The 20,047-nt window shown below is 43.2% G+C and carries 18 protein-coding genes; all 18 read left to right on the top strand.

Translation table 11 applies throughout. The features are described from left to right. The first annotated feature begins 155 nt into the window (after nucleotides 1-155). Nucleotides 156-2,090, top strand: coding sequence for an asparagine synthase-related protein (locus J2X61_RS02005; protein ID WP_310185438.1), 1,935 nt, complete (start codon nucleotides 156-158; stop codon nucleotides 2,088-2,090). A gap of 14 nt (nucleotides 2,091-2,104) precedes the next feature. After that, a complete protein-coding gene (locus J2X61_RS02000; protein WP_310185437.1) occupies nucleotides 2,105-2,239 on the top strand; it encodes a paeninodin family lasso peptide in 135 nt (44 codons plus the stop codon). A gap of 97 nt (nucleotides 2,240-2,336) precedes the next feature. Next, a complete protein-coding gene (locus J2X61_RS01995; RefSeq protein WP_310185436.1) occupies nucleotides 2,337-3,263 on the top strand; it encodes an aldolase in 927 nt (308 codons plus the stop codon). Nucleotides 3,264-3,268: 5 nt separating this feature from the next. After that, complete coding sequence (locus J2X61_RS01990) at nucleotides 3,269-3,565, top strand: lasso peptide biosynthesis PqqD family chaperone (RefSeq protein ID WP_310185435.1); 297 nt, start codon at nucleotides 3,269-3,271, stop codon at nucleotides 3,563-3,565. Between the two features lie 35 nt (nucleotides 3,566-3,600). After that, complete coding sequence (locus J2X61_RS01985) at nucleotides 3,601-4,014, top strand: lasso peptide biosynthesis B2 protein (protein WP_310185434.1); 414 nt, start codon at nucleotides 3,601-3,603, stop codon at nucleotides 4,012-4,014. Between the two features lie 12 nt (nucleotides 4,015-4,026). After that, on the top strand, nucleotides 4,027-5,214 hold the full coding sequence (locus J2X61_RS01980) for a nucleotidyltransferase domain-containing protein (protein WP_310185432.1): 1,188 nt from the start codon (nucleotides 4,027-4,029) through the stop codon (nucleotides 5,212-5,214). A gap of 12 nt (nucleotides 5,215-5,226) precedes the next feature. Beyond that, entirely contained in the window at nucleotides 5,227-7,035 is a 1,809-nt protein-coding gene (locus tag J2X61_RS01975) for an ABC transporter ATP-binding protein (protein ID WP_310185431.1), read from the top strand. Nucleotides 7,036-7,193: 158 nt separating this feature from the next. Continuing rightward, on the top strand, nucleotides 7,194-7,934 hold the full coding sequence (locus J2X61_RS01970) for a glycosyltransferase family 32 protein (RefSeq protein WP_310185429.1): 741 nt from the start codon (nucleotides 7,194-7,196) through the stop codon (nucleotides 7,932-7,934). After that, complete coding sequence (locus J2X61_RS01965; protein WP_310185427.1) at nucleotides 7,931-9,121, top strand: glycosyltransferase; 1,191 nt, start codon at nucleotides 7,931-7,933, stop codon at nucleotides 9,119-9,121. Before J2X61_RS01970 ends, J2X61_RS01965 begins: the two co-directional genes overlap by 4 nt. 3 nt (nucleotides 9,122-9,124) lie before the next feature. Then, a complete protein-coding gene (locus J2X61_RS01960; RefSeq protein ID WP_310185425.1) occupies nucleotides 9,125-10,162 on the top strand; it encodes a glycosyltransferase in 1,038 nt (345 codons plus the stop codon). A gap of 12 nt (nucleotides 10,163-10,174) precedes the next feature. Then, nucleotides 10,175-11,335: a polysaccharide pyruvyl transferase family protein gene (locus tag J2X61_RS01955; RefSeq protein WP_310185423.1), complete on the top strand. Its 1,161-nt coding sequence runs from the start codon at nucleotides 10,175-10,177 to the stop codon at nucleotides 11,333-11,335. Between the two features lie 16 nt (nucleotides 11,336-11,351). Beyond that, a complete protein-coding gene (locus tag J2X61_RS01950; RefSeq protein ID WP_310185682.1) occupies nucleotides 11,352-12,545 on the top strand; it encodes a glycosyltransferase in 1,194 nt (397 codons plus the stop codon). Nucleotides 12,546-12,556: 11 nt separating this feature from the next. Beyond that, nucleotides 12,557-13,738: a glycosyltransferase gene (locus J2X61_RS01945; RefSeq protein ID WP_310185418.1), complete on the top strand. Its 1,182-nt coding sequence runs from the start codon at nucleotides 12,557-12,559 to the stop codon at nucleotides 13,736-13,738. An 18-nt stretch (nucleotides 13,739-13,756) separates the two neighbouring features. Further along, a complete protein-coding gene (locus J2X61_RS01940; RefSeq protein ID WP_310185417.1) occupies nucleotides 13,757-14,944 on the top strand; it encodes a glycoside hydrolase family 88 protein in 1,188 nt (395 codons plus the stop codon). A gap of 5 nt (nucleotides 14,945-14,949) precedes the next feature. Then, entirely contained in the window at nucleotides 14,950-15,510 is a 561-nt protein-coding gene (locus J2X61_RS01935) for an acyltransferase (RefSeq protein ID WP_310185415.1), read from the top strand. After that, the gene (locus J2X61_RS01930; protein ID WP_310185413.1) at nucleotides 15,507-17,057 is read left to right on the top strand and encodes a lipopolysaccharide biosynthesis protein; all 1,551 of its coding nucleotides are present in this window, start codon (nucleotides 15,507-15,509) and stop codon (nucleotides 17,055-17,057) included. Before J2X61_RS01935 ends, J2X61_RS01930 begins: the two co-directional genes overlap by 4 nt. 73 nt (nucleotides 17,058-17,130) lie before the next feature. Then, nucleotides 17,131-18,894, top strand: coding sequence for a class I adenylate-forming enzyme family protein (locus J2X61_RS01925; RefSeq protein WP_310185411.1), 1,764 nt, complete (start codon nucleotides 17,131-17,133; stop codon nucleotides 18,892-18,894). Then, nucleotides 18,887-19,993 carry an acyltransferase family protein gene (locus tag J2X61_RS01920; protein ID WP_310185409.1) on the top strand — a complete coding sequence of 369 codons (1,107 nt, stop codon included), beginning with the start codon at nucleotides 18,887-18,889 and terminating at the stop codon, nucleotides 19,991-19,993. Before J2X61_RS01925 ends, J2X61_RS01920 begins: the two co-directional genes overlap by 8 nt. The last annotated feature ends 54 nt before the right edge of the window (nucleotides 19,994-20,047 follow it).

Genomic DNA, 20,047 nt, shown 5'->3' with positions numbered 1-20,047 from the left:
TGGTATTCTGATATTGTTCTCGATAAAGAACAACCTCAAAGCTTTAAAGAAAGCAAAAGTAAACGTAATTTATGTAAACAGTGAATCCTGTCGTTCTTTAACGAGAACGATTGCGCGGGGAAACCCCCATATCTTGTGGCGTTGCGGAGGAAAGTATGAGTGCCATTACCGGACTAATTCACTTTAATGAAGAACCAGTAGCTTTGGCGCATGGCACCGGCTTGATGGAAGCCCTGCGAAAGTATCCGGCGGATGACGTTCAAGTCTGGTACCAGGAGCGCATCTTTCTCGGCTGCCATGGACAATGGATTACCCCGGAGTCGATCGGCGAGCGGAATCCTTATAATGATTCCGAAAGGCAGCTGGCGATTACCGCAGACGCCATTATCGACAACAGGAATGAATTGTTTGATCTGCTGCAGGTTGAACACGGTCTCCGGCGAACGATGCCTGACAATGTGTTGATCCTGCTGGCCTACGATAAATGGGGGGAAGAGTCCCCGAAGTATTTAATCGGTGATTTCGCTTACATGATTTGGGATGAGAGGAAGCGGCGGTTGTTCGGGGCCCGGGATTTCTCGGGGAGCAGGACGTTGTATTTTCACCAAGCGGGGAACCGGTTTGCTTTCTGTACCTTGATCGAACCCTTGTTCACGCTGCCGCACTTGGAGAAAAAGCTGAACGAGGAATGGATCGCTGAATTCCTCGCCATTCCTCTGACGGTGGATGCGATGGACGGCTCGGTTACGGTGTATGAGTCCATTAGGCAAATACCTCCTTCCCATTCGTTGGTGGCGGCTGATGGAAGAGTGACCTTAACCAGGTACTGCCATTCACCTGCCGGGAAGCCTCTAAAGCTCAAATCGAATGAAGAGTACGAAGAAGCTTTTCGCGATGTGTTTCAACAAGCCGTTACCGCGAGGCTGCGCACGCACCGTCAAGTCGGTGCTCACCTAAGCGGAGGACTCGATTCGGGATCCGTCGCCAGCTTTGCCGCCAGGTCGCTGCGCAGCGATAATAAACGGCTGCATACGTTCAGTTATGTGCCCGTTGACGACTTCAAAGCGGATTGGACGCCAAAAAGCAGGTTCGCGAACGAACGCCCATATATTCAGTCTACGGTCCAGCACGTAGGCAACATTTCGGATAACTATCTGGACTTTAAGGGACTCAGCCCGTTAACCGAAATTGATGATTGGCTGGAGACGATGGAGATGCCTTACAAGTTCTTCGAGAATTCCTACTGGTTGAAGGGAATCTACGAGCAAGCGAACCAGAAGGAAATCGGTATTCTCCTGAACGGACAGAGAGGCAACTGGACCATATCCTGGGGGCCGGCGCTGGATTACCAAGTCATGCTGATGAAGAATTTGAAGTGGCGCAAGCTCTACCGCGAAGCGACTCAGTTCAGTATGAATATGGGGACTGGAAGGAAGCGGGTCCTATCGTTAGTAGGGAAGAAGGCCTTCCCCTTCATTGGCCAATTGTTTACGCCCAAAGAGGCTGAATTTCCAAGCCTGATCAATCCGCATTTCGCGCAGAGGACGAATGTGCAAACGAGAATTCAAGCACACGGGTTCGACAGGACCGATTATGGCAATCAAAGTGCGTATGCGATCAGGAAAAACCAGTTTGAGCAGCTGTACTACTGGAGCTTGAACGGCACGATCGGGACGAAATTATCGTTACGCTACTCCTTGTGGGAGCGGGACCCCACGAACGACTTACGAGTTGCCCGTTTCTGCTTATCCGTTCCGGAAGATCAGTACGTTCAGAATGGTGTCGACCGGTCGTTAATCCGGCGGGCGACTGCTGGCTATCTGCCTGACCAGATCAGGCTGAATCAAAGAACCCGCGGTGTTCAAGGCGCAGACGGCGTTCACCGGATGGCTGCATCCTGGCAGGCGTTCATCCATGAAATGGAACAGCATATCCAAGACCCTCGAATTTCAGAATATTTGAACATACATGAGTTGAAGCGTGCACTTTCTGAAATTAAGGAAGCCAAGCCGGAATATGTGTACCAATTTGGCTTCCGAATTTTGATGCGTGGTCTCATATTCTCAAGATTTATTAAAAAATTCGCATGAGAGGGGGTGAGCAAATGCAAAATTCCAAAAAAGAATGGGTTACTCCTACATTAGAAGTTCTTGATGTGAAAATGACAATGGCAGGACCAGGAATTCATCTCCCAGATGCGGTTCAACCGGATCCAACAGAAACTGTACATTACAGCTAATTGCTTTGATTACTAGGTAGTACCAACTGCCCTTATACTGTGACAGGTATAAGGGCTTTTATTAAAATAACGCAAGCCAACCTTTGGAGTGAGAATAATGATAGAAACGATAAATAAAGTGGTGTATAAAGCATTTGGCCTATGTATGCAGAGCGACATTCATATGCCCGAATTATTGCAATCGAATAGTCCTGATGATGGAATCGATGTTTCAGTCCGAATAGCCGACCTTACCGGGATGTGGCATTCATCGATCAAGCAGGATGACCTCTATGTCATTAAAGAAAACTTCTTTATGTTCCAAGTGCCTGATACGGCGATATTCGCCATACAGAACGGGGATACCATTCTTGTCTCGCCGATGATCGGCGCTGAGGATTCCAAGATTCGTCTCTTCGTACTCGGTACATGTATGGGGGCGCTCTTAATGCAGAGGAGAACACTTCCTCTCCACGGCAGCGCCATTGCGATAGACGGGAAAGCTTACGCCTTCGTCGGCAAGTCGGGAGCCGGCAAATCGACGCTAGCCTCGGCGCTTATTGCCAAGGGATACCGGCTGTTGAGCGATGATGTCATAGCGGTAACGTTCGCCGCCAATCAAGCGCCCATGGTCATGCCGTCCTACCCGCAGCAGAAGCTGTGGCAGGAAAGTCTGATGGAATTCGGCATGCCAACGAGCAGCTACGAGCCGATCTTCCAAAGAGAAACTAAGTATTTGGTCCCGGTTTCCAACCAGTTCGTGGCCGAACCCTTACCTCTTGCCGGCGTGTTCGAGCTTGGTTCTGCTTCAGGCGAGACGGTTGAAATCGGACCGATAGAAGGCTTGGGAAGGCTGAGCACGTTATTCTGCCAAACGTTCCGCAGTTCGCTGCTGGAGAGACTCGAATTGATGGAATGGCATTTCCAAACCTCGGTTAAGCTGTCGAGCTCGATCGACATGTACCAGCTTCGCCGGCCGCAAGCCGGATTCACCGCGCCTGACCTTGTATCTCTGGTATTGAAAACCATACATAAAGGGGAATAACCTTGATGAACCATTTGAGCATCCCACTGCAGTACCGATTCGTTCAGGAGAAGGGCAACATCGTCAGCGACATGGATGGCGATAAAGTGATGATGAACATCCATAACGGCAAGTATTACAACTTAGGCCAAATCGGCGGCCGTATCTGGGAGCTTATCGCAGAGCCGGCTTCCGCTCCGGAGATTGTAGCAGTTTTGATGAAAGAGTACGACGTTGAGCAAGCTGTCTGTGAGGAGCATGTGGGGGCATTCTTGAAGCATTTGATGGATGAGAAGCTCGTACACGTTGGTGAAAAGCTGTGAGTAAGGTGAGAACGCTCCTTTCCCTCGATTTTAAAATGAAACTGCTATTACTCGAGGCTTTGTTGTATCTAGGCTGGGCGCGCATTCTTGTATGGATGCCATTCTCGAAGGTGGCGCCTACCTTGGGCAAACCTATGCATGAGACATCGGCTATCCAGGTGGATACGAATCGAGTGACCCTCCGGCAAATTGCCAGCGCGATCGAGATTATGAGCAAGTACACGCTATGGGACAGCAAATGCTTGGTAAGAGCGATAGCCGGTATGAAAATGCTCAACCGTCGGCAGATTGAAAGCACCTTGTATCTGGGCACAGCCAAAGATGAATCCATGAAAATGATTGCACACGCTTGGCTGCGAAGCGGCCTTTTTTATGTAACGGGCAAAGAAGGAATGGAGAAATTTACGGTCGTTGGGAAATTCGCCAAAGTGATCAACGGCAAGTCATAAAGGAGAATTTCGATGGGAACTGAATGGAACTTAAATGTAGTTGAGCTGCCAAAAGAATTGAAGCTGCTGCTCCTGTTCATGAAGAGGGAAAGCGAGGGAAGCCAGCTTCCCTATTCGGAAGATCTGTTCGTTGGAATGGACTGGAAGCTCTTCCTGGAGCTAACGCGGCACCATCGTGTATATCCCTATGTCTTCAATCAGGTGAAGCTGGCGGGCAGCGGCTCGATTCCTTCGTTTGTTACCCAGCAATTACGTCAAGATTACCAGCAGAACACCTTTCACATGCTTCGCCTAAGCGGTGAAATGGAACACTTCTGCAGCTTATTAACGGAGCATAAGATTAACGTGCTGCTGCTTAAAGGGCCGGCGCTGGCTACAAATCTGTACGGCGATCTGTCGAAGCGAACGTGCAGCGACCTGGACGTGCTCATTTCTATCGATGATTTGGATAAGACGCATGATCTTCTAATTCAGCTTGGCTATGTGAAGGAAGACTATTTCTCGACCGTCATGAATGACTGGAGATGGAGACATCATCATGTTACCTACTTCCATTCCCTTCATAAGATTAAACTTGAAATCCATTGGAGACTGAGCCCGGGGCCGTCTTACGAGCCATCCTTTCACGAATTGTGGAATCGCAAGAGATTAAGCCCGTTAACAAGCTCTCCGGTGTATACGCTGGGCTATGAGGATCTCTTCATGTTCCTGGTGTCGCATGGAGCGCGGCATGGCTGGTCCAGGCTTCGCTGGCTGCTGGATATGGATCGAATCGTGAGAGGAAATGGAGATTGGCAATCGTTAAACGGCTTATTGAAAAAGTACGAAATGAGGCATGTAGGAGGTCAAGCCCTAGTCTTAGCCTCCGAGATGCTCGGTGCACCCGTTCCTAAGGCGTTAATTCCTCTAACGACGGGCAAACGTCCAAGACGATTGGCGCAGGATACGGTATTTTATTTCAGGCAGATGATCCATCTGCATAAGGAGCCGCTTCCCGACGATGTGGCGAAATACCATAAACGTCACTTATTCTCCTTAATGTCTTTCCGTCTCAAGCTGCTGCATGTCTTAAGTTTTCTATATCCGTATCCGATGGATGTGGAATTACTGCCGCTGCCAAGAAACCTCCACTTCTTGTACTTTCCCCTAAGACCTTTCTTGTGGGCTTGGAGAAAGACCAGGAAACAGGCCTTGCAATAAGGGGGAACATACATGGAACACATCTACCATTTCACGAAAAGACTGTATGCTTATTCCGGAAACAAATTGATTATTAGCGTCCTAGGCATGGTACTCATCAGTCTGCTTGAGGGGATGGGTGTATTCCTCTTGCTTCCCATCATAAGCGCTAGCGGCATCGCGAATGTCAATGCAGGCGTATCCCCGATCGCAGGCGTTCTGACCTTTCTTCAAAAGTTCCCTCAGACGCTAGGGCTGCCCCTCATTCTCGGTTTGTTTACCGTGATTATGATCGGCCAATATTGGCTGCAGCGCACACTGACCATTAGAGAGGCGCTCATCCAGCAGCGATTTCTTCGTCACTTGCGGATGGAAACCTATACCGCTTTGATGCAAGCCAATTGGAACTTCTTCATCAAACGAAGGAGATCGGATCTTATCAACTCTTTAACCACAGAGCTAACCAGAGTGGGGTTCGGGACAACCTTAATCCTTCAACTGATTGCTGCTGTTATTTTTACTTGTATTCAAGTGGGCATAGCCTTCTGGCTGTCGCCTTCAATGACGCTGTTCGTCCTAGCCTTCGGCTTCGTGCTGACTCTGTTTTCCCGTAAGTTTATTAAAAAAGCTCAGTCATTGGGCGGGCAAACCTCCCAACTGTCGCAGGGCTTTCTTGCCGGCATTACCGACCAGCTCGGTGGTATTAAAGATATTAAAAGCAACACGCTGGAAGCTTCCAGGTTGCGGTGGTTTCAATCCCTAACTCAGAAAATAATGAACGAGCAGGTTGATTATATAAAGCTAAGATCAGCTTCTCAGCTTTTTTATAAAATAGCCTCATCGGTATTAATTGCAGCCTTCATCTATCTGGCTGTCACCTTGTTTCATAGCAAAGTGGAGCAATTACTGCTCATCATCGTTATTTTCTCTCGGCTGTGGCCGCGCTTCACCAGCATACAATCCAATATGGAGCAGATTGCTTCCACGATTCCCGCTTTTCAATCGTTAAGGAAATTACAAGAAGAATTTCACCATGCCAAGGAATTTCAGATGGAAGAGAGCCAACTCTTTCATGACGTTAAGCCGATGGCTGTTAATCAAGAAATCGAGTGCCGAAATGTATTCTTTCGTTATCATCGAAACGAGGACACATACGCATTAATAGATATTAACTTTCGCATTCCGGCCCTGCAGATGACGGCGATCGTCGGTCGCTCCGGCGCGGGCAAAAGCACGTTGGTCGACATTATTATGGGGCTGATGCAGCCCGATAAGGGGCAAGTGCTGGTCGACGGCAAGCCGCTGCAGAACGAAACGATTATCGCTTTGAGGAAATCGATCAGTTATGTGTCACAAGACCCGTTCCTGTTCCATACCAGCATTAGAGAGAATCTCTTGATGGTGAATCCCGAAGCGTCCGAAAAGCAGTTATGGGAAGCGCTTGAGTTCTCCGCAGCGGCTGAGTTCGTCAAGAAGCTTCCGCAAGGATTGGACACCGTCATCGGAGACCGGGGCATTCGGTTCTCTGGTGGCGAACGGCAGCGACTTGTGTTAGCCCGGGCGATCCTGCGCCAACCCTCCATCCTCGTCCTGGACGAGGCGACAAGCGCGCTCGATACAGAGAACGAGGCAGGCATTCAAGCGGCATTGGATCGCCTGAAAGGCAAAATAACGCTTATCGTCATCGCCCACCGCCTATCGACGATACGGAACGCCGATCAGGTAATCGTGCTGGATCAAGGGACAGTGATCCAAAAGGGCGTCTACGATCAACTGGCCAGAGAACGAGAGGGGCAATTCTCCAACTTGTTAGAAGCTCAGCTACCTGCAGCCGGCACATAGCGGCTGCAGGTTCTTTGTGAAGATTACGCAAATGTTCTCTATTGCGTATATCCTTATTGACATGTTCTTTATAAAGAACTATTATAGAAGTTAACTGGTGTTCTTTATCAAGAACCGTAAGATCTATTTTGCTAGCTGTTGGATAAGGGAGCTATGAAATGAATGAAATAAAAATTCCAAAGATCATTCACTATTGCTGGTTTGGCGGGAAAGAAAAGCCCGATATCGTGAAGCGCTGCTTGGCTGGCTGGCAAGAGCAGTTAACCGGCTATCAACTGATGGAGTGGAATGAACGTAACTTCGATCTCAGCAAGAATGCTTATGTACGGCAGGCATATGAGGCGGGAAAATTTGCGTTCGTAAGCGATTATGTACGCGTATATGCCCTATATCATTTCGGCGGCATTTATTTGGATACGGATGTCGAAGTGTTCAGGCCGTTCGATGATTTGCTGCACCATGATTCGTTCTGGGGGTTCGAGCAAGAGAATTTCATTGCAACGAGCACGATCGGCGCCGCGAAGGGGAATAAATTGATTAAAACCTTCATGGACTCCTATTCGCAGAAGAATTTCATCCTTGCGGATGGATCTTTTGACTCGCTGACGAATGTGGCGATGATAACGAAGCTATTAGGCGACTGGGGGCTTGCTCCGGACGGCACCTATCAAGAGATTGAAGGAGTCGGCGCTTTTTACCCGCAAACGTACTTCTCTCCTTACGATTATATTAACTGCAGATACTTCATAACGGATAACACGTATGCGATGCATCACTTCTATAAAAGCTGGCTGCCGCCGAAGGAGCGGTTGAAGGGGCGGATGAAGCTGTTAGCTTCGAAGGTGATTGGCGGGGATAATATCGCCAGATTGAGGAAGGCACTCAGGAGGATCCAATGAAGAATGTACTGATTGCTTCCTACGATATGGAAGTCGGTGGAGTAGAAAGAAGTCTGGTTAGCATGCTGGATCAATTCAATTATACAGAGTATGCTGTTGATCTCATGCTGTATAAGCACCAAGGCGACTTCATGAACCTTATTAGTAATAAAGCGAATTTATTAAATGAAATCCCCCAGTACAGCACATTTAGAAAATCAATCGCGCAGACGATGCAAGACGGGTTATATACGATCGGTCTATCAAGAGTACTATCCAGGGTGCATTCGGATCTTCTAGGCCGTATACGGCAAGTAGCGGAGCCCGGCTATTATCAAATGCAGCTGATGTGGAAGTACGCGCTTCCGTATCTGCCTACTATTGAGAAGGAATATGATGCGGCGATCAGTTATTTATGGCCCCATTATTTTATAGCCGAGAAGATAAAAGCGAAGAAGAAAATAGCTTGGATTCACACCGATTACTCCAACGTGGAGACTAACATTAAGTTAGATCTAGATATGTGGAGTAAGTTCGATCATATTATAGCTGTTTCAGAAGCGTGTAAGGATGCCTTTCTGAAGAAGTATGCCGAACTGGAAGATAAGGTGGTTGTCATCGAGAACATTACATCCCCTGCGTTTATCAAAACGATGGCGGAGAAAGAAACCGCTGTTCCCATGGTGGATGACAACCGCTTTAAACTAGTGACAGTAGCCAGATTATCCCATGCGAAGGGCATTGATAATGCAGTAAGAGCGCTGAAAATTTTAAAAGATAAAGGCTATAAAGATATCGCCTGGTACGTGGTTGGTTATGGTGGGGATGAAGATGCAATCAAAGAGTTGATCTCAAGCAACGCGTTAGAGGATCAATTTTTTCTGCTAGGCAAGAAAACAAATCCATATCCTTACATCAAAGCCTGCGATTTATACGTACAACCGTCACGCTATGAAGGTAAGGCAGTAACGGTTACAGAAGCGAAGATTTTAGGAAAACCTATTTTAATAACGAATTACACAACAGCGAAGAGTCAAGTGGATGATGGGTATGATGGAGTGATTTGTGATCTTACTGTTGAGGGCATCGCGGCTGGAATAGAAAAGTTATATGTCAAACATGAACTGCGAATGCAGCTAATTAATCATATTAAGAATTTGGATTATAGTAACACGGATGAGCTTGATAAGTTATATGGAGTGATTTAAGTCATGGCTGTCAAAGTAAGCGTAATTGTTCCCGTTTATAATGCTGAGAAATACTTAATCCCATGCTTGGACTCACTACTATCTCAGACATTACAAGAGTGTGAGTTTATATTCATTAATGACGGTTCAAGGGATCTAAGCGGGAAAATAATTGAAGATTACACGAAGAAAGACTCAAGAATTAAATTGCTCCACCAAGAGAATCAAGGAGTAAGTATGGCTCGTAATAAAGGGCTGCTGTCAGCAGTCGGTGATTATGTAGGGTTTGTAGATGCGGATGATTATATTGAAAAGGATATGTTCGCTACTTTGTACCGTGCTGTTCTGGAGGAAGACATTGATGTCGTCATCTCCAATTTCGAAAGTGAGATTGACGGACGTAAAGTGAAGACCGAATATCCTTTTCCGGTTCAGACCAGATTGGACAGAGATTACATAGAACGGGAAATCCTATGCTTTTTCTTGAAATCGGACCAACTTAATACTGCATGCAACAAGCTTTACAAGCGTAAGCTGATCCAAGAGTTTGCTGTCGCGTTTCCGGAGAAAGTTGCGCTTGGTGAAGATGGGATGTTTAATATGATCTATTTTAGCCGTGCAGCTAGTGCTATCTATATTGATTATTCAGGCTATCATTATCGAGAAGTGATGGGAAGCGCAACCAGAAATATTAGGGAGAAAGACTACTTTAAAAGAGCCATAGAGGTTTATAGCCGGACAACTCCTAGTGCGTTAGAGAAATATATAGATACTAACAAGAGCAAACAGCTGAAATCGATAAAGCTAATTCACAGTGTGATGTCCTATATCTATATCTATCTAACGTCATCGAAAGAGTTAAGCTTCAGTAACAGGCTGCGATATGTGAACAACATGATTAATAACCCCAATGTGAGAGAAGCTTTACCTTATTTTTATCAAGAGGTATACGAAGCTTTGAGTAGATATGAGAAATTTATCGTTGATATGATTCGTCTAAGATCCACCATTGGATTATATTTCGGGACGACATATAGCAAATTAAGAAATAAATCATATTGAGGAGAATAGAGAATGAAAATTATGATGTTTGCCCATGATGGTAGTTTAAATCGAGGGTGTGAGGCGATTGTCCGCTCTTCAACGAGTATTATTAAGGAGAAAATGAACGGGGCCCAGGTGTTCCTAGCTTCGGGAAAACCGGAGACGGATCGTATCATCTCCAAGTTGGATGGTATCTATGATGGATCTCCCCGCGGCATCAAACGGTATTCCTATGAATGGCTCCTCTCCTCTGTGAAAGTGAAGCTTTTCAATGACGAATCCTATGCACTTGGGAAGATCCACAGCAATATTGTGAAGCATATCTCGAATATGGATGTTTGTCTATCAATAGGGGGAGATAACTATTGCTATGGTGAGCAGCCAGGCTGGTACGAAATTAATAAGCGTGTGAAGGCCCAAGGGAAAAAACTGGTTTTGTGGGGATGCTCAATCGGCCAAGAGGATATGTCCGAAAGAAAACTAGAAGATTTAAAGTTATTTGATCTCATCCTTGCCCGAGAAACGTTGACCTACCAAATGTTAAGAAGTAAGGGATTAAATAACGTTAAGTTGTGTGCTGATGCAGCCTTTACCATGGAAAAGGAAGAATTGGAACTGCCTATCGGATGGCAGCAAGGAAATACGGTTGGCCTTAACTTTAGTCCATTAGTGTGGAAGAAAAATGTAAAATCGCAAACCGCAGTCAAAGATCTGATCGTCCATATCCTAAAAACCACAAATATGACTATTGCTCTTACCCCCCATGTTATCGAGGATGGTAATGATGATTCTGAAGTGCTTCTGAAATACTATGAGGAATTTCAACAAACAGGCAGGGTGATTCTACTGCCTAACAATTTGAATGCTATCCAGTATAAGGGGTATATTTCTCGGATGAGATTCTTCATTGGAGCTAGGACGCATGCAACGATAGCAGCGTACTCCAATTATGTACCGACAATGGTTTTGGGGTACAGTGTGAAGTCTAAAGGGATCGCAAAAGACATTTTTGATGAGGAGAAGCTGGTTCTAGGTATTGAAGAAATATCCAATAGCTTACGCTTAATAAGCAAGTTCGATGAGATGCTGAGAGAGGAAGATCAAATTAAGAAGACCCTTCAGGCGTCGATTCCCCGCATCAAACAAATGTCATACAAGGCTGTTGAGTACCTAGATCAATTAGTCCAATAGGATTGAGGTGAGTATGATGAAGAAAAAAATACTATTTGTCATACCCAGCTTAGCGGCCGGTGGAGGGGAGAAAAGTTTAGTCAATTTACTTTATCAAATTAATTATAATCTGTATGAAGTAGATTTGCTTTTATTCAGCCACCAAGGCGCTTTCCTTCAAGCAATTCCAGAAGAAGTTCGCATACTGGATATGTCCCCGCAGCGCAATGTATTTGCTAATGAATTAAAAACATCGCTAAAAGTATTTCTCGCTAAGGGCCAATTGAAGCTAGCCTATTCCAGGTTCATGTTTACGATGATCAATCGGGTGATGACGAATAATGCCATGTCTGAACAATACTCATGGAAGTACCAAAGAACATCCTTTGACTTCCTAGATACGAAATACGATGCAGCTGTTGGTTATTTAGAAAAATCATCCATCTATTATGTTGTCGATAAAGTAAAGGCGACGAAGAAGATTGGTTGGATTCATACCAATTATTCCGAGTCGGGTATGAATTCTCAGTTCGATAGGCCGTATTTTAAACAATTAGATCAACTGGTAACTGTATCGGAAGAATGTGCAAAGTCTCTGCAAGATAACTTCGAGCACCTTCAGAATAAAATAAAGGTCATCTATAATATCGTATCCCCCAAGATTATCAAACAAGCCTCCAATCGGGAGTTCGATCGTGACTTCAGCTATAATAGCGATTTTACAAATATTATTACGGTTGCCAGGCTAAGCAGAGAGAAGGGGATCGATCTTGCAATTAAGGCCTGTGAAAAGTTAGTTAAACAGGGTTATAACTTGAAGTGGTACGTATTAGGTGAGGGAAGCGAAAGGATGTATTTGGAGAAGCTAATCGATAGTTACGGATTGAAAGAACATTTCAAGCTGGTAGGAATCAAAGAAAATCCGTACCCCTATATCAAAGGGGCGGACCTTTATGTCCAACCATCTAGATATGAAGGTAAATCCATAGCTATTGATGAAGCGAAGATACTTCAAAAACCAATTGTAGTAACAAACTATGATACAGCTAAAGACCAGATCACCAATGGTGTCAACGGTCTTATCGTAGAGATGACGGAGCAGGGCATAGCTGAAGGTATTCAAACCTGCATGAGTAACACAAGCCTTAGAGAGTCTTTTATTAGCAGCTTATCCTCAGAGAAACTGGGAACAGAAGAAGAAATTAATAAGCTGTACGAAATATTTCAATAGGGTGGTCAAGCGTGAAGAAAAATGTATTGTTTGTAATGAATAATTTACACTGTGGCGGTGCTGAGAAGGCTCTCATTTCGTTATTAGATACTCTAGATTATTCCAAGTATAATGTCGATTTGTTGTTGATGAAACATGAAGGATTATTCTTCAGTAAAATACCAAGTCAGGTAAATTTGCTAGAAGAGCCAATCGAGTATAAATACTTTGATATGTCAATTAAATCAGCTCTTCTTGATTGCTTCAAGAAAGGGAGACTAGATATTGCATTATTTAGATTGCTTGCAGGTGTCATTATTAGAACAGAAAAAAGCCGAGTTCGATGTGAACAGAGAGTTTGGAAGTACATATCGAAATCGTTAAAACCTATACATAAAAAATATGATATAGCAGTTGGATATCTCGAGAAAACACCTATTTATTTCTGTGTTGATAAGGTTAACGCTGATAAAAAGATAGGTTTTATCCATAATGATTATGACAAGTTAGGTATGGATCCGCTACTGGATCAGCCTTACTTCGAAGAGCTTGAGAATTTGGTAACTGTTTCGGAAGAATGCGGAAATGTTTTGAGGAGCAGATTCCCGATGTATACCTATAAGGTGAAACTCATGTATAACATCGTTTCCCCTTCAACAATTAAGAAAATGTCATTAGAGCAAGGGGAACTCGGCGATGATGGAATCAAAATCGTTTCCGTCGGTCGGTTAAATCATCAAAAAGGCTTCGAATTAGCAATAGAAACCTGTAAAGAACTAGTTCGAAATGGGTATTCACTAAAATGGTACATCATCGGTGAGGGCGAGGACCGAGTGAAGCTGGAGAGATTGATTGCCCAGAATAACCTCCAAGAAACCTTTGTTCTAATGGGGATCCGCGAGAATCCCTATCCTTACATTAAGGATGCGGATATTTATGTACAACCGTCCCGATTCGAGGGGAAATCGATTGCTATCGATGAGGCGAAGATCCTTCACAAACCGATTGTCCTAACGAATTTTAGTACGGCCAAAGATCAAATCAATGATCAGGAAAATGGTTTGATCGTTGACATGAATCCCCAATCTCTATACCTAGGAATTGCTTCGTTAATTGATAATTCAACCTTGCGACAGCAATTTTCACTTCGACTGTCCCAAGAGCAGTTAGGTACGGAATCGGAAATTAATAAACTTTACGACATGTTTCAGTAATAAAAAGGAGCAGATAAAGTGATCATTCAACTAATTGGGTTCGTGCTGCTTATCGTCATTGGTATCGTACTTTTAATTGACCTCGTTCCAATATGCAAAGATTGGGTAAGTCGGATTCATATTGGCAGGTACCAGGATCAACAAGCTTGGAATCAATCCATTACTAAATTAGGCCTTAAGTGGTTAAATACAACACCTAAGATTAAGGTTACGGATCATACAAGATTAGTTGTTATTGATATGTTGAAAGGTAATTATACCAAAAGCGCTATTCAGCATTGGCAAGAAGCATCCTTACTTCTAGGAATGTCAGAATATTTAGCTCATAATGAGGACGATGAAGTGAAGCGTGAGTTATCAAAATTTTTAAGTATAAAATTTGATAGCCAAGGACAATGGATTCATAAGCCTACAGATGTCGACGGAGCAATTTTGGCTTATGCCGTGATGAAATTGCCTTATATTGATATTGACCAATATAGACCGGCTTTGGACAGTACCTGGTCCATGATTAAGGAGCATATCGGTCACGATGGTACCGTCGTATATCGAAAGTTCATGAAAGGATATCGTTATGTTGATACGATAGGTTTTATTTGTCCATTCCTAGTGAGTTATGGAATTCGATATCAATTCGAGGAATGCGTAGAGCTGGCAGTCAAACAGATTCAAGCCTACGAAAAGCAAGGCATGTTGGAAGGACATCATATACCAAGTCATGCCTACCAGGTCGATCACCGCTTGCCACTCGGACTTTATGGTTGGGGCCGGGGTTTAGGATGGTATGCAATTGGCTTGATTGATGCATGGAACGAATTACCTGAGGGACATAAGTATAAATCTGCACTTGAAGAAAGTGTAAAACGATTTGCAAAGGCCGCTATGTTATTCCAGCAAGAACAGGGTAATTGGAATTGGACAGTAACAAGAAGAGAATGCCGAGCAGATTCCTCTACTACTGCGACCTTAGGGTGGTTTATGTTAAATGCCTCGAAAATAGAGGGGATTTCAGAGGAGTGCCTAGCTAGCGCCAATAAAGCAACCAACTATTTGATGAAAGTTACCAGAAGAAATGGTGCTGTTGATTTCTCCCAAGGGGACACTAAGGATATTGGTGTTTATTCCATGTTGTTTAATATACTGCCTTTTACGCAAGGATTTTGTATTAGGATGATGAATGCCCAAATCGGCTATAAGGTTGTGTGAAAACGATGATACAAAGAGTAACTAATTTCATTAGAGCTAGAATAAGAAAATATATCCTTGAGGAAATATGGTTAGATGATTACATTAAAATGGGAATGAAGGTAGGGGGAAATTGTGCGATCCAACCTGGTGTAGTATTTGATTACTCACACTGCTGGTTGATAAAAATTGGGAATAATGTAACTATTGCACCACAAGCCTACCTGCTAGCACATGATGCGAGTACTAAAAGTATAATTAACTACACAAAATTGGGCAGTATTACGATCGAAGACAACGTATTTATTGGAGCAAGAGCTCTTATTATGCCAGGGGTTACAATTGGAAAAAACTCTATTATTGGAGCGGGAAGTATCGTAACTAAATCTATCCCAGCAGATAGCGTAGCTGTAGGAAATCCTGCAAAGGTTGTGGCCACATTGCAAGATTATGTTAATAAAACAGATATTTTGCTTGGGAATAGCAAAAAGTACGATCAACGTTTTACAATTAAAGGGAAAATATCAGATCTTGATAAGGATAAAATGTATCGAGATTTAATGGAAGAGATAGGATTTGTAATATGAGAACGAAAAGTTCAGTCATTAATATCTCAGTAGGTGTAGGGAATCAACTAATTATTACCTTTCTAAGTTTTTTTTCACGAACCGTTTTTATACATACGCTCGGGGTTGAGTATCTGGGGATAAATGGACTATTTACAAATATCCTAGCGATGCTATCGCTGGCGGAGGCAGGAATAGGGTCAAGTATAATTTACAATCTCTATAAGCCTGTTGCGGATAATGACAGAGAAAAAATTTTAATGCTGATGAAGCTATACAAAAGGGCATATTTAGTTATAGCACTAATTGTGGCGATTCTGGGGTTATCCCTGATGCCTTTTCTTAATTATTTTGTCACAGAGACAAAAGTAGAAAACATCCATCTAATTTACTTTATTTTTTTAGTAAATACAGTAACGCCTTATTTATTTCAGCACAAAAACTCTTTTTTAAATGTGAATCAAAAAGGATACATTATCACAGGACTATTTTCAATCTCATCCATTGTCTCCGCTTGTTTAAAAATAGGGATTCTGTACACGACACGTAATTATTTGTTGTATTTAATCATCGAGAGCTTAATCACCATCACAAACAGTGTTATTCTGTCTGTAATAGTTAATAAAATGTATCCATTTCTGAAAGAAAAAATCGCTAAGAAAATCGATGCTCTTACAAAGAGTAACCTTATTAAAAATGTAAAGGCTATCGTCCTGCAAAACGTAGGTTCCTATTTAATTTTCGGTACGGATAATATTATTATTTCTTATTATGTAAGTGTGGCGGCTGTAGGTCTTTACTCCAATTACTATATGTTGATCGAAATTTGCAGGTCATTCATAAATCAAGTGTTTAATAATATGTATCACAGCATTGGAAATTTAGTGGCAAAAGAAAGCAAAGATAAAATTTATCGTGTATACAGAGTCACAATGCTTCTAAATTTTTGGCTATATTCACTGTTTGCTATTGGAATATACGTAACCATTGGACCATTTATCACCTTGTGGATCGGTTCAGAATTTCTAATGGATAAACTCGTATTAATTGTCTTAGTCGTTACCTTCTATGAAAGAGGCATGAGAAACTCGATAACGACGGTGAAGACAACTGCAGGCATATTCCATGAGGATCGATATGTTCCATTGTGCCAAGCCGTTGTTAATTTGATCTTCTCTATCGTTCTTGTGAAGTCCATCGGGATTGCAGGTGTGTTTATTGGAACATTGGTTAGCGCGATGTTGGTTCCGTTCTGGACCACCCCGTATTTTGTATATAAAAAGGTATTTCACTTGTCAGTGGCCCGTTATTTTTTAAGTTATTTTTACTATGCGATTATAGGAGTCGGGGCTTGCCTAATTACTTCATATCTATCTAGTTTGTTTGAAGGTCAAAATATTATTATGCTTGGAGTAAAAGCACTCGTTTGTTTGATTGTGCCTAACTTGATCTATATCATTCTATTCCACAGAAGTGATGAGTTTAAGTATCTGCTAGGTATTCTTAAGGGAATTATTTCAACCTTGCAGCAAAAAATCATGCCAAAAGGCAGATCAGAATCGTATTAAATCCAGGATACACGCTACAATGAAATGATCTGCAGTGTAGTTCTCAATAAAGAATCATGCGAAGGAGAAATCTATGACAGATCTTAGCCGTCTAAATCCGGATACCATCGCCTTCTTCCTGCGCAAGCGAGCCATGACCTGTGCCAACGATGTCGCTTACAGTTATCCGGATCTCCAACAACACTATTCGTGGGGCAGGATCTGGGAAGAAGTTCAACTGATTGCCCGAGGATTACTGCAGCTAGGCGTTAAGAAGGGGGATTCGGTTGCGCTGCTCATGACAGGGCGAATGGAACTGATTCTATCCATGTTTGCAACGGCTTGCGTAGGAGCTATTATTGTACCGCTTAATACGTATTCCAAGAAGAATGAACTTCAGGCTTATCTGCAAAGCGCAAAGCCAATGGTCATCATCCTTGGAAAGGAAGGGCATCACTTGAATTACCCTTCCATACTGACAGAGATTATTACCGATAGTCAGCTTAGCGAAGATTTAACATCATGGCTACCCTCGCATATGTTTGTTATGGATGGGGAGGATGGAATATCCTCACCATTTCGGCCTTTTACAGACTTAATTAGAGAGGGAGCCAGCGTAAGCGTTAAAGATTTCTTCGATGTATGTCGCCTGGCCACTCCAAATGATCCGCTAATTCTACTATATACTTCAGGCACATTGGGTTCTCCCAAAGGCGTGCTTCGTACTACAGCATCATTTTTAGTTTCTTCGCCAAGCGTAAAAAAACAAAAAAAGATTTCGGCTGTACTTCAGAAGCTGACGGATACAATTGCTAGACATTTCTCCGTGATCAACTTGCTGCCGCTCTATCATCTTGGAGGCTTTGGAGTTGTTTTTACGAACTTAAAATCATGCAATATCCGAATCGTGATGATCAGTCACTTCCATCCTTTGAATGCAATAGTAGCGATCGAGCAAGAAGCCTGCAGGATTTTGATTGGTACCCCCTATATGGTTCAAAGGATGCTGTCTTCCGCACAGGGGAGACTCTCTTCCTTGTCTTCGCTTATAGGCATTTCTTTTACTTCGGCAGCAGTAAGCAGTTCGTTGTTGAAGCAGGTAAACAGTAAATTACGTTTATTATTCTTTATGGTTACCTATGGTTCTTCGGAGTCAGGTTCTGTGGCTAATGGAACATGCTTTATAGGAGGGCACCGGAATCTACTGTTATTTCTTCTATTTAAGCTGCTTACTCGATCGCACCTATTAAGCGGAATGATTGAGTTTGATAAGTTTGAGCAGAACAGTTATAGTCTAGCTGGCAAAGTGGATCGTGGAGTTCATATAAGAATTCAACACCCGGAAACCGGAGAAATCTTGCCGAGCCATGAGCTGGGAGAAGTTGTCGTTCGAAGTCACAGGGTTATGCGCTATCTGAATGAAAATCAGGGAAACCCTGTTTTTACAGAGGATGGTTGGTATAAAACTGGCGATTTGGGCTATGTTGATAACCATGACCACTTAACGATTACGGGGAGGCTACATCGTCGAATATCTCGAGGCGGTGAGAAGATCTCGCCGCATGAGATTGAGAGCTTACTTCTAACGATTAGTGAAGTGGAAGATGCCTTTGTTCTGGGTATTCCCGACGAGCTTTATGGAGAGCGGGTATGTGCGTGTATTGTAAAGAGGGAAGGATCCGCTATGACGGCGCAATCGGTGAAGGAGAGTTTGTCCACTCATTTGTCCTCCTTCAAAGTACCGGAGCATATCGTATTTCTGCCTGAATTGCCCTTATCACCAACTGGTAAAATTTCGCTGAATGACATCAAGTTACTTGCTTTGCATGAGGTAAGAGGGGACGTCATCCATGCGTAGGTACTATCCGGGAATAACGATTTTCAAGCTCGTTGGCTGCCTGCTCGTTTTATTCGCGCATCTGATGTTGAACAAGTATATAGGCGATGCATCGAATCAGCAGCTTCGCTTCCTGTTCCTTCCTTTGGGGATTATCGTTCCGTGTTTTTATGTTGTCGCTGGATTTCTGGCTTATCAAGGATGGTCAAATGCAAGGGAGCCCCGACAATATGTAAGAAGGAATCTATGGAGGATTCTAATATTCTTGTATCTTCCTTTTTGCCTATTATTTATTGTGGAACACAATATACCCGAACTGGTTCGTGGCGGTATGAACTTGGGTAACTTGCTTCTTCAAGCGAAAATTGTTATCGCTGCAGTTGTAATGAATGGCCCCTCTGTACAGCTGTGGTTCATTCCGCCGCTTCTGTTCAGCATGCTTATTTGTTATTGGTTTTTCGAGAAACGTTTGCTGTACATCGGTGTAATTATGGCCCTTATAGGTTTTCTATGGAGTCTGCTGATATCCGGCAGTCTTCGTTCCTTATCGTTCCTCCACATGGAGGGATATTCTCCTAATAACGAAATCATGACATATACGAAATTAATCAGCTATCGCTATTTGGGATTAGGTTTCACCTTTTTTCTAACCGGCATGTTGGTTGCCAAATATGAAGAGAAGTTTTATCGTGCGCGTGTTTGGCCATTAATTATAGGAGCACTGACCATCTCAACTTTGGAGTTGCTGTATCTGCTCTTTTTCAATCAATGGAGTACGGAATATAAAATTACTTTCAGTCTAATACCGAATACCATTCTTCTCTTCTATGGATTGATCCACATGAAGGGTCAAGTTATTCAGACCTACCATAGATTTATTAATTTGTTTAGTATGGTGACCTTCGTTGGACACATTCTTCTGATGAGGCTTAACCTCTTCGTATTAAATTGGGATGCGACTGATCTGAATGGTGCGCAAGATTTGCTGTTCTTGGTTTTAACCTTCGTAGAATGCTTGGTTTCTACTATAATCATTTATAACAGAAACAGCATACTTATGAGGATTCACTTTTTAATCCATTTCAGACAGAAAGGGGGGCATAAAGATCGCAGCGTTTAATCATCGTTAGGCGTATTTTATAATGTTTTAAGTAATCTAAGGAGTGAAATATTA

Origin of the sequence: Bacillus sp. 3255, assembly GCF_031456485.1 — a bacterium.
In the GTDB taxonomy this organism is placed as follows: Bacteria; Bacillota; Bacilli; order Paenibacillales; family NBRC-103111; genus Paenibacillus_E.
Note: the sequence above shows the minus strand (reverse complement) of the source record. Positions and strands in the feature narration are given on the sequence as shown.